Raw genomic sequence first — 248 nt, 5'->3', positions numbered from 1 at the left:
TTTAAAACGCAATGTTTTCTCGGCTTTTAAAACTAATATATTACTTATTATCCAGTTTTCAAAGAACAAAGTTTGAGAGTAGACCTCTCAAAACTAAACAAAGTTTCGACTTTTCAAATGTTCAAGGTTTTCCGTATTATTCCTTAGAAAGGAGGTGATCCAGCCGCAGGTTCTCCTACGGCTACCTTGTTACGACTTCACCCTAATCATCTGTCCCACCTTAGACGGCTGGCTCCCCGAAGGGTTAC

At 39.9% G+C, this 248-nt stretch carries 1 rRNA gene; it reads right to left on the bottom strand.

Annotation, left to right across the window (positions count from 1 at the left end):
• Positions 1–147: 147 nt before the first annotated feature.
• Positions 148–248 (bottom strand): 16S ribosomal RNA (locus J7Q78_RS09965); the annotation flags it as partial.

Origin of the sequence: Latilactobacillus fragifolii (genome assembly GCF_905332535.1) — a bacterium.
In the GTDB taxonomy this organism is placed as follows: domain Bacteria; phylum Bacillota; class Bacilli; order Lactobacillales; family Lactobacillaceae; genus Latilactobacillus; species Latilactobacillus fragifolii.
The sequence above is the reverse complement of the archived record's forward strand: the minus strand, read 5'-3'. Positions and strand labels throughout refer to the sequence as shown.